Raw genomic sequence first — 10,026 nt, forward strand, 5'->3', positions numbered from 1 at the left:
TATGATTTCAGTCTCGCCCCGTTCTTCACCAGCAAGGACCTCGTGGTGCAGGGGTTTCTCACCTCGGAGCCGTTTCTGGTGAAGCAGAAGACCGGGCATTTCCCGGTGGTGCTGCGGCTCGACCAGGCGGGGTTCGACGGGTATGGCGAGTTGATCGCGACCTCGCGCAAGCTGGCGAAGACCGACCCTTCGGTGGTGCGCCGCTTCATCGCCGCCTCGGCGGAAGGGTGGAAATCCTATCTCGACGGCAATCCGGCGCCCGCCTTCGCGCTGATCCGCAAGGCCAACCCGGACATGACGCCGGCGCTGCTGAAATTCGGCTATGACCAGCTCAAGGCGCATCAGGTGGTCGAGGATGCCACCACGGCGAAGATCGGCATCGGCGGGATGACCGATGCGCGGTGGAAGGGCTTCTACGCGCAGATGCGCGCGGCCGGGCTGTATCCGGCGCAGTTCGACTATCGCAAGGCCTATACGCTGCGCTTCCTGCCGAAGGGGAACGCGGCCGCGCGCTGAGATGGTACGGCTGGAGCGGGTGACGCGGCGGTTCGGGGCCGGGACGGTCGCGCTCGCGGGGATCGACGCGGCGATCGGGCGGGGCGAGTTCGTCGCCCTGCTCGGCCCCTCGGGCTGCGGCAAGTCGACGCTGCTGCGGCTGCTGGCCGGGCTCGACGCGCCGGATGCGGGACTTCTGGCCTGGGAGGGCGGGGCCGCGCCCGGCGCGGGGGAGATCGGCTTCGTGTTCCAGGACGCGACGCTGCTGCCCTGGGCGAGTGCCGCGCGGAACGTGCATTTGCCGCTTCGCCTCGCCGGGCGGCGCTTCGAGGGCGACGCGGCCCTGGTGCATGGCCTGCTGGCGCGGCTCGGGCTGGCCGGGTTCGAGGATGCGAAGCCTGCGGCGCTGTCGGGCGGGATGCGGATGCGGGTGGCGATCGCGCGGGCGCTGGTGTCGCGGCCGCGGCTGCTGCTGATGGACGAGCCTTTCGCCGCCCTCGACGAGTTTACGCGCAACCGGTTGCAGGACGATCTGCTGGCGCTGTGGCGGGAGACGGGGAGCACGATCGTGTTCGTGACCCATTCGATCTACGAGGCGGCGTATCTCGCCTCGCGCATCGTGGTGATGACGCCGCGGCCGGGCGGATCGCCGCGGAGATTGCCAGTCCGCTCGCCGCGGGCGGGGACCGGCGGACCGATCCGGCCTATGCGGCGCTGGTGCGCGAGGTGACGCAGACGCTGCGCGCGGTGATGCCGGCATGAGCCGCGCCGAGCGTTACGCGCCGGTGGTTTTCGGCCTCGCGGCGCTGGCGATGTGGCAGGGGCTGGTGATCGGCTTGCGGGTGAAGCCCTATGTGCTGCCGGGGCCGGCGGCGATCGTCGCGGCGTTCTGGGCGGATCGGGGCTCGCTGCTGCTCTCGCTGGTCTCGACCCTCGCGGTGACGGGGGCGGCGCTGCTGGCGGCCGCGCTGCTCGGCATGGCGCTGGCGCTGGCGATGGCGGCGAGCCGGCTGGCGCGCGCGGCGATCCAGCCCTGGGCGGTGGTGTTGCAGGTGACGCCGGTGGTCGCCATCGCGCCGCTGATCATCATCTGGGTGCATCAGCAATTCGCCGCCATGGTGGTGTGCGCCACCATCGTCGCGTTCTTTCCGGTGCTGTCGAACACCGCCGCGGGGCTGGCGGCGACGCCGCCGGAGCTTGCCGACCTGTTCCGGCTGAACGGGGCGAGCCGATGGCAGACGCTGGCGCTGCTGCGGCTGCCGTCCGCCCTGCCCTTCTTTCTCGCCGGGCTGCGGATTGCCGGCACGCTGGCGCTGGTGGGCGCGGTGGTGGCGGAGTTCGTCGCGAGTTCGGGCGGGTTTGCCGGGGGGCTGGCCGGGCGGATTCTGGAGGCGGGCTACCGGCTGGAGATTCCGCGCATGTTCGCCGCCCTCACCCTGCTCGCGCTGACCGGGATCGTGATCTATGCCGCGCTCGGCGCCGTCGAGCGGGGGATGCTGCGGCGCTTCGGCGCCGGCGGGCGGGATGCGCGCGGGGGCGCTTGATACCGGCGGGTTGTTCTGGCACAGGCGCGCGCATGACCCGCAAGATGACCGACGCCCAGCTCGACTATGAACGCAAGCGCGCCGCCAAGGCCAATATGAGCCTTGACGAGTGGCTGAAGACCAAGGAGCGCCGCGCCGCCGAGGCGGCTTCGGCGGTGGCCGCCACGGCGCGGCCGGAGAAGAAGCCCGGCCTGCTGCGGCGGCTGATCGACCGGGCGCATAAGCCAATCTGAGATCGCGCCCGGCGCGGGGGATTACTCGACGGCGTCGATATCCGGCGCCATCGGGTTCTTCATGCCGACGATGTGATAGCCGCAATCGACGTGGTGAATCTCGCCGGTGACGCCGCGCGAGAGGTCGGACAGCAGATAGAGCCCGGAGGCGCCGACTTCCTCGAGCGCCACATTGCGCTCCAGCGGCGCGTTGAGCTGGTTCCATTTCAGGATGTAGCTGAAATCGCCGATGCCGGAGGCGGCGAGCGTCTTGATCGGGCCGGCGGACAGGCCGTTGACCCGGATCGCGTCGCGCCCGAGATCGGCGGCGAGGTAGCGCACCGAGGATTCCAGCGCCGCCTTGGCCACGCCCATGACGTTGTAATGCGGGGTGACGCGCTCGGCGCCGAGATAGGTGAGCGTCACCATCGCGCCGCCGTGCTTCATCAGCGCCGAGGCGCGCTGCGCCGCCGCGGTGAAGGAGAAGCAGGAAATGTCCATCGCCTGGAGGAAGGCGGCGCGCGGCGTGTCGGCATAGCGGCCGCGGAGGAACTGCTTGTCGGCGAAGCCGATGGCGTGGACGAGGAAGTCGATCTCGCCCCAGCGGTCGGCGATGGCGGCGAAGGCGTCGTCGAGCGCCGCGTCGTCGGTGACGTCGCAGGGGATGACGAGGTCGGACCCGACACTATCGGCGAGCGGGCGGATGCGCTTTTCCAGCGCTTCGCCCTGATAGGTGAAGGCGAGCTCGCCGCCCTGCGCGCGACGGCCTGCGCGATGGCCCAGGCGATCGAGCGGTTGTTCGCAACCCCCATGATGACGCCGCGCTTGCCACGCATCAGCGTGCCGGTGAGCGGGTAGGTCGGGGCGGATTCCTGCATGTCGGGGGCTCCAGTCTGGCATGTCGCGGCCGGCCCGGCCGGGGTGGTGGCGGGGGGCGGCTTGGACTATCAGATATTGCGACACGGGAGAGAGAGCAACCGATGATCGATATCAGTGCCGATCCGTTCCGGCTTTTCGCCGCGTGGATGCAGGACGCCGAAGCCGCAGAGCCCAACGATCCCAATGCGATGACGCTGGCCACCGCGACGCCGGAGGGCCGCCCCTCGGCCAGGATCGTGCTGCTGAAATCGTGGGATGAAACCGGATTTGTTTTTTACACAAACCTGGAAAGCCGCAAATCGCTGGAGATCCGGGCGAATCCGGCAGTGTCGCTGCTGTTCCACTGGAAGTCGCTGCGGCGGCAGATCCGCATCGAAGGGCGGTGCCGCGCGGTGCCCGAGGCCGAGGCGGATGCGTATTTCGACAGCCGGCCGCGGATTTCGCGGCTCGGCGCCTGGGCGTCCGACCAGTCGCGGCCGCTCGGCGCGCGGGACGAGCTGGAACGGCGGCTGGAGGAGGCGACGGCGCGCTATGCCGACGGGCCGATCCCGCGCCCGCCGCACTGGTCGGGCTGGCAGGTGACGCCGGAGACGATCGAGTTCTGGCAGGACCGGGAGTTCCGCCTGCATGACCGGGCGGTGTTCAGCCGCGCCGGCGCGGGATGGACGGCGACGCGGCTGTTTCCGTGAGCGCGACCCGCGATCCGGCGGGAGATCGTGCGCTGCGATATCATCAGTCAGAACCGTCCGCCGCCGGGGCGGCGAATACGCGGCTGGCCAGCAGGTCCGCCGGTTCGATGATCGTCAGCGCCGCTTTCGGGATCGGCTGGGGGGCGGCCATCAGCCGGTTGGCCTGGCGCAGCCGCGCGCGATCGAGCGCGTTGCGGATCGAGCGGGCATTGGCGAAATAGGGCTGGGCGCGGCGGCGGGCGATGTAGCGCGCCATGACCGCGCCGGCCTCGGGCGAGAGGCGGTAATGCTGGCGGGCCAGCATCGACTCGCTGATCGCCAGCAGCTCGTCATCCGCATAGTCCGGAAAGTCGATGTGATGGGCGATGCGCGAGCGGAAGCCGGGATTGAGGGTGAAGAAATCCTCCATCCGGTCGGCATAGCCGGCGAGGATCACGACCAGGTCCTCGCGCTGGTTCTCCATCACCTGCAGGAGGATCTCGATCGCTTCCTGGCCGTAATCGCGTTCGTTGTCGGGGCGGTAGAGGTAGTACGCCTCGTCGATGAACAGCACGCCGCCGATGGCCTTTTTCAGGATCTCCTTGGTCTTTGGCGCGGTGTGGCCGATATACTGGCCGACCAGGTCGTCGCGGGTGACGGAGACGAGCTGTCCCTGGCGGACGAAGCCGAGCGCCTTGAGGATGGAGGCCATGCGCAGCGCCACCGTCGTCTTGCCGGTGCCGGGATTGCCGGTGAAGGACATGTGCAGCGTCGGCGCCTCGGTGGCGAGGCCGCACCCCTGGCGGACGCGCTCGACCAGCAGCAGCGCGGCGATCTCGCGGATGCGCGCCTTGACCGGACGCAGCCCGACAAGATCGCGCTCCAGCCCCGCCAGCACCTCGCCGATCCCGGCGCCGTCGAACGCGGCGCGGAGATCGACCGTCTCGCCCGGGGCGGGGGCGTCCGTCATGGTTTCCGGCATGACACCCCCCTCACCCGGAATTGCCGTAGCGCGCGCCTTCGGGCTTCTGCACGACATAGGCGCGGGTTTCATAGCGCAGGGTGCGGCCAGCGGCCTCGGCGCGGGTCAGCATGAAGCCCGGCTCGTCCCGCGGCCGCTGCACGATGAAGGAAATGCGCAGCGACTCCCATGTGTGCGTCGCATCGAAGGCCGAGAGGCGGATATAGCAGTCGTCGTGGATGCGGCGGCATTCCGCGAGTTCCGACATGATCGCCTTCGCGTCGCGGATGTCGAACATCGGCAGGCCCCACATCTCCCAGTAGGTGTTCCGCGGGTGCGGATCGTCGGTGTATTCGAGGTTCACCGCCCAGCCCTTGTCGAGGCAGTACTGGATCTGGCGGCTGATCTGTTCATCGGTCAGATCGGGGAGAAACGAAAAGCAGCCCTGGGTCAGTCTCATGATAACGCTCCGTCAGTAGGCCGGCATGGCGGTGGGGACGAAATCGGGCGTGTCGGTCGAGGCGTAGTTGAAGCTGACCTCGCCCCAGGTATCGAGCGCCTGGCGCAGCGGCAGGCAGTGGCGCGCGGCGTCGTTGAGAATCTGCGGGCCTTCGGCCAGATAGTCGCGCCCTTCGTTGCGGGCGAGGATCATCGCTTCCAGCGCGACGCGGTTCGCCATCGCCCCGGCGGCGATGCCCTGCGGGTGGCCGATCGTGCCGCCGCCGAATTGCAGGACGACATCCTCGCCGAGATGATGCAGCAGCTGGTGCATCTGCCCGGCATGGATTCCGCCCGAGGCGACCGGCATGACCTTGCGCGTGCCGGCCCAGTCCTGATCGAAGAAGATGCCGTGTTCGTAACGGGTTTCGTTGTAGTCCTCGCGCAGGATGTCGTAGAAGCCGCGGGTGGTCAGCGGATCGCCTTCGAGCTTGCCGACCACGGTGCCGGCGTGGATGTGATCGACGCCGGCGAGCCGCATCCACTTCGAGATCACCCGGAAGCTGACGCCGTGCGTCTTGTGGCGCGTGTAGGTGCCGTGGCCGGCGCGATGCAGGTGCAGGATCATGTCGTGCCGGCGGGCCCATTTCGACATCGACTGGATCGCCGTGTAGCCGATGACGAGATCGATCATGATGATGGACGAGCCAAGCTCGTGGGCGAAGGCGGCGCGTTCGTACATGTCCTCCATCGTACCGGCGGTGACGTTGAGGTAGGTGCCCTTGACCTCGCCGGTCGCGGCCTGCGCCTTGTTCACCGCCTCCATGCAGTAGAGAAACCGGTCGCGCCAGTGCATGAAGGGCTGGGAGTTGATGTTCTCGTCGTCCTTGGTGAAGTCGAGGCCGCCTTTCAGCGCCTCGTAGACGACGCGGCCGTAATTGCGCCCCGAGAGGCCGAGCTTGGGCTTGACCGTCGCGCCGAGCAGGGGGCGGCCGAACTTGTCGAGCCGCTCGCGTTCGACGACGATGCCGGTCGCCGGGCCGTCGAACGTCTTCACATAGGCGACGGGCAGCCGCATGTCTTCAAGACGCAGCGCCTTGAGCGGCTTGAAGCCGAACACGTTGCCGATGATCGAGGCGGTGAGGTTGGCGATCGAGCCCGGCTCGAACAGGGCGAGATCGTAGGCGATATAGGCGAAATACTGGCCGGGCGCGTTGGGCACCGGATCGACCCGGTAGGCCTTGGCGCGGTATTTCTCGCAGGCCGTCAGACGATCGGTCCAGACGACGGTCCAGGTCGCGGTCGAGCTTTCGCCGGCGACGGCGGCGGCGGCCTCCACCGGATCGACGCCGTCCTGCGGGGTGATGCGGAACAGCGCGATGACATCGGTGATCTTCGGTTCGTAATCGGGTTCCCAGTAGCCCATCTTGCGGTATTCGAGGACGCCGGACTTGTAGCGCGCCTTGCCGCGAACGGTCTGGGCCTCGTCGGTGATGTTAGGGTTTGGCGTATCCATGATGCGGACTCCGTCTTCTGGTGTCATCAAGCGGCGCGGCCGACATCGATCACGGGATCGAGGGCGCCGGAGGCGTAGTGGCGGGCCATGGCAGCGAGGGGCTGGGACTTGATTCGCGCCGCCTGGCCGGCGGTGCCGAAGGCCTGGAAGCGCGCGCGGCAGAGATCGCGCAGGGCCGCGATGGCGGGTTTCAGGAACTGGCGGGGATCGAATTCCGCGCGGTTCACGGTGGCGACCTTGCGGATGGCGGCGGCCATGGCGAGGCGGCAGTCGGTGTCGATATTCACCTTGCGCACGCCGTGGCGGATGCCGTTGAGGATTTCCTCGATGGGCACGCCCCAGGTCTGCGGCATGTCGCCGCCGTGGCGGTTGAACGCCTCCTGCAACTCCTGCGGCACCGAGGATGAGCCGTGCATGACGAGATGCAGGCCGGGCATGCGCTCGTTGATCGCGCTGATCACGTCCATCGCGAGGATCGCGCCATCCGGCTTGCGGGAGAATTTGTAGGCGCCGTGCGAGGTGCCCATGGCGACGGCCAGCGCATCGACCCCGGTGGCGCGGACGAAGGCGACGGCCTGGTCGGGGTCGGTCAGCAACTGGTCGCGCGAGAGCGCGCCCTCGGCGCCATGCCCGTCCTCGGCGGCGCCGGTGCCGGTTTCGAGACTGCCGAGCACGCCAAGCTCGCCCTCGACCGAAACGCCGACGCGATGCGCCATCTCGGTGACGCGGGCGGTGATGGCGACGTTGTAGGCGTAGTCGGCCGGTGTTCTTGCGTCGGCCAGCAGCGAGCCGTCCATCATCACGCTGGTGAAGCCGTGCTGGATCGCCGAAAGGCAGGTGGATTCGTCGTTGCCGTGATCCTGGTGCAGGCAGACGGGAATCTGCGGATGCTCCGCCTCCGCCGCCTCGATCATCTTCACCAGCATCCGGTCGCCGGCATAGGCGCGGGCGCCGCGCGAGGCCTGGAGGATCACCGGCGCATCGCAGGCGGCGGCGGCCTCCATGATCGCGATGACCTGTTCCATGTTGTTGATGTTGAAGGCGGGGACGGCATAGCCGCGTTCCGCCGCGTGATCGAGAAGCTGACGCAATGTTATGCGGGCCATGGGGATTCCTTCCGGAAGAGCGGCGCGCGGCGGCGGGTCACAGGGCCCGGCGCCTTCGGTCCATCAGTTGCATGATGATCGGGGTCAGGATGAGCTGCATGGCGAGGTCGAACTTGTTGCCCGGCACCGCGATCGAGTTCGCGCGGGACATGAAGCTGCCGTGCAGCATGGAGAGCAGGTAGGGGAAGTCGATGCCGTGCGGATCGCGGAAGCGGATGACGACGATCGATTCATCGGCGGTCGGAATCCAGCGGGCGATGAAGGGGTTGGAGGTGTCGACCGTGGGGACGCGCTGGAAGTTGATGTCGGTCTCGGTGAATTGGGGGCAGATGTAATGAATGTAGTCGGGCATGCGGCGCAGGATCGTGTCCATCACCGCCTCGGTGGAGTAGCGGCGGGCGGCGCGGTCGCGGTGGATTTTCTGGATCCATTCGAGGTTGATGACGGGGACGACGCCGATCCTGATATCGGCATGGCGGCCGGTGTCGATTTCGCCGTGCCTCACCGCGCCGTGCAGGCCCTCGTAGAGCAGGATGTCGGTCGGCGCGGGAATATCCTGCCAGGGCGTGAAGGTGCCCGGCGAGCCGCCGTGGCGCTCGGCCTCGTCGTGGTCGTGGATGTAGTGGCGGTAGCGGCCGGCGCCGGTGGCGGCGTAGGCGGCGAAGGTTTCCTCAAGCTCGGCGAGGAGATTGTTCTCCGGGCTGAAATGGCTGAAATGGCGGTTGCCGGCCGCCTCCGCCTCGGCCATGCGCGCCTTCATCTCGGCGCGGTTGTAGCGGTGGAAGGAATCGCCCTCGATATAGGCGGCGGTGATCTTCTCGCGGCGGAAGATCTGCTCGAACACGTTGCGCACCGAGGTGGTGCCGGCGCCGGAGGAGCCGGTGACCGAGATGATGGGATGACGCTGGCTCATGCGGACAGGCCGAGGGCGGCGGCGTCGGTGCGAAACAGCGAGCGGCGGTGGAACAGGGGGGAGGACGCGGCCGGGGCCTCGCGCATGGCGAGGGCGACGCGGCGCACCTCTTCCGCCGAGCCGAAGACCAGCGGGATTCGCTGGTGGATATCGTGCGGCGCAAGGTCGAGGATCGGTTGCAGGCCGTCGGTGGCGGCGGCGCCGGCCTGTTCCATCAGGAAGGCGATCGGGTTCGCCTCGTAAAGCAGGCGGAGGCGGCCGCGCTCGTAGCCGGGGCGGCGGTCCGCCGGGTAGAGATAGATGCCGCCGCGGCCGAGAATGCGGAACGCGTCGCCCACCATCGAGGCGAGCCAGCGGGTGTTGAAATCGCGCCCGCGAGGACCGTCGCCGCCCTCGGTCAGCTCGCCGACATAGGCGCGGATGGACTCGTTCCAATGGCGGATATTGGCGGCGTTGATCGCGTATTCGCGGGTTTCGGCCGGCACACTGACCGGGCCGTGCGGGTCGATGAAGGCGCCGGAGACAGGATCGAGGGTGAAGATCCGCGTCCCCTCGCCCAGGGTGAGGACCAGCGCGGTGCGCGGGCCGTAGATGAAGAAGCGGCGGCGAGCTGGCGGCGGCCGGGCTGGAGGAAGACCGCGTCCGCACCATCCTGCCGCGCGGGCAGGGCCGGGAGGATCGAGAAGATGGTGCCGAGCGGGGCCAGCGTGTCGATGTTCGAGGAGCCGTCGAGCGGGTCGATCGCGACGGCGATATCACCGGAGGGGTCGAGATATTCCGCCGCCGCCTGCTCTTCGGACGCGAAGGCGAGAACCCCGGCGCCGGCGAGGGCGTCGCGGATCAGGCGGTGGGTGATGGCATCGAGCGCCTTCTGGCCGTCGCCATCGAGGGAGTCGCCGATGACGGCGCCGAGATCGCCGTGCAGCGGGCCGCTGGCGAGCAGGCGGGCGATCTGCCGCGCGGCGATCGCCAGGGCCTCGATCGCCCGGCAGGACGAGGTGAGCGCGGGGGTGCGGGCGGCGGTGTGATCGAGATGGGATTCGAGGCGAAGGCTGGTGCTCATCGGATGGTCCTCCTGGATTGCGCACCACCTTCTGGCTCGTGCCCGTTTGTCCCCCGCGTGGTCTCCACGTCGTGAAGGCAAGACTGGCAGACCGGTTGTTAATTAGTAAAGCTAAAATTTCTGTGGTTTTAATTTTGGAAAATTAAAACGCCATGACGCGCGAAACGGCATGACTGATCGGGTCGGACGCGCGGGATCGGGGGATGGGATTGGAGCGCGTTCCGATCCTGA

The 10,026-nt window shown here is 68.3% G+C and carries 12 protein-coding genes and 1 pseudogene; 5 read left to right on the forward strand and 8 right to left on the reverse strand.

Annotated features, from left to right (window positions below; all coding sequences use genetic code 11):
• From ACIDOCELLA78_RS96260 to ACIDOCELLA78_RS96275, 4 genes are all read left to right on the forward strand, one after another.
• Nucleotides 1–516: ABC transporter substrate-binding protein (locus tag ACIDOCELLA78_RS96260; protein ID WP_201729837.1), on the forward strand; the 516-nt coding region annotated here is incomplete at its 5' end.
• Nucleotide 517: 1 nt separating this feature from the next.
• Nucleotides 518–1,225, forward strand: a complete 708-nt coding sequence (locus tag ACIDOCELLA78_RS96265; protein WP_249676840.1) for an ABC transporter ATP-binding protein — start codon at nucleotides 518–520, stop codon at nucleotides 1,223–1,225.
• 28 nt (nucleotides 1,226–1,253) lie between these two features.
• Nucleotides 1,254–2,039, forward strand: coding sequence for an ABC transporter permease (locus tag ACIDOCELLA78_RS96270; RefSeq protein ID WP_201729838.1), 786 nt, complete (start codon nucleotides 1,254–1,256; stop codon nucleotides 2,037–2,039).
• A 32-nt stretch (nucleotides 2,040–2,071) separates the two neighbouring features.
• Nucleotides 2,072–2,272: a hypothetical protein gene (locus ACIDOCELLA78_RS96275; RefSeq protein WP_201729839.1), complete on the forward strand. Its 201-nt coding sequence runs from the start codon at nucleotides 2,072–2,074 to the stop codon at nucleotides 2,270–2,272.
• A gap of 21 nt (nucleotides 2,273–2,293) precedes the next feature.
• Here the strand turns inward: ACIDOCELLA78_RS96275 and fabI are convergent.
• Nucleotides 2,294–3,129, reverse strand: a pseudogene (gene fabI, locus ACIDOCELLA78_RS96280) (enoyl-ACP reductase FabI).
• Between the two features lie 102 nt (nucleotides 3,130–3,231).
• On the opposite strand from fabI, the gene pdxH reads away from it, so the two are divergent.
• Nucleotides 3,232–3,819: a pyridoxamine 5'-phosphate oxidase gene (pdxH, locus tag ACIDOCELLA78_RS96285; RefSeq protein ID WP_201729840.1), complete on the forward strand. Its 588-nt coding sequence runs from the start codon at nucleotides 3,232–3,234 to the stop codon at nucleotides 3,817–3,819.
• Nucleotides 3,820–3,862: 43 nt separating this feature from the next.
• Here the strand turns inward: pdxH and cbbX are convergent, their stop codons facing one another.
• The 7 genes from cbbX to ACIDOCELLA78_RS96320 are packed head-to-tail and all read right to left on the reverse strand — an operon-like array spanning nucleotide 3,863 to nucleotide 9,795.
• The gene (gene cbbX / locus ACIDOCELLA78_RS96290) at nucleotides 3,863–4,780 is read right to left on the reverse strand and encodes a CbbX protein (protein ID WP_201729841.1); all 918 of its coding nucleotides are present in this window, start codon (nucleotides 4,778–4,780) and stop codon (nucleotides 3,863–3,865) included.
• A gap of 10 nt (nucleotides 4,781–4,790) precedes the next feature.
• Nucleotides 4,791–5,219 (reverse strand): ribulose bisphosphate carboxylase small subunit, encoded by a 429-nt coding sequence (locus ACIDOCELLA78_RS96295; protein ID WP_201729842.1) that lies wholly within the window; start codon nucleotides 5,217–5,219, stop codon nucleotides 4,791–4,793.
• Nucleotides 5,220–5,231: 12 nt separating this feature from the next.
• Complete coding sequence (locus ACIDOCELLA78_RS96300; protein WP_201729843.1) at nucleotides 5,232–6,713, reverse strand: form I ribulose bisphosphate carboxylase large subunit; 1,482 nt, start codon at nucleotides 6,711–6,713, stop codon at nucleotides 5,232–5,234.
• A 26-nt stretch (nucleotides 6,714–6,739) separates the two neighbouring features.
• Nucleotides 6,740–7,819 carry a class II fructose-bisphosphate aldolase gene (gene fba / locus ACIDOCELLA78_RS96305; protein ID WP_201729844.1) on the reverse strand — a complete coding sequence of 360 codons (1,080 nt, stop codon included), beginning with the start codon at nucleotides 7,817–7,819 and terminating at the stop codon, nucleotides 6,740–6,742.
• Between the two features lie 37 nt (nucleotides 7,820–7,856).
• Nucleotides 7,857–8,732 (reverse strand): phosphoribulokinase, encoded by an 876-nt coding sequence (locus tag ACIDOCELLA78_RS96310; protein ID WP_201729845.1) that lies wholly within the window; start codon nucleotides 8,730–8,732, stop codon nucleotides 7,857–7,859.
• The gene (locus tag ACIDOCELLA78_RS96315; protein WP_249676846.1) at nucleotides 8,729–9,217 is read right to left on the reverse strand and encodes a class 1 fructose-bisphosphatase; all 489 of its coding nucleotides are present in this window, start codon (nucleotides 9,215–9,217) and stop codon (nucleotides 8,729–8,731) included. The genes ACIDOCELLA78_RS96310 and ACIDOCELLA78_RS96315 overlap by 4 nt, the downstream gene beginning before the upstream one ends.
• Nucleotides 9,130–9,795, reverse strand: a complete 666-nt coding sequence (locus tag ACIDOCELLA78_RS96320; protein ID WP_249676848.1) for a hypothetical protein — start codon at nucleotides 9,793–9,795, stop codon at nucleotides 9,130–9,132. Before ACIDOCELLA78_RS96320 ends, ACIDOCELLA78_RS96315 begins: the two co-directional genes overlap by 88 nt.
• Between the last annotated feature and the right edge of the window lie 231 nt (nucleotides 9,796–10,026).

The sequence above is a fragment of the Acidocella sp. C78 genome, from assembly GCF_907164655.1.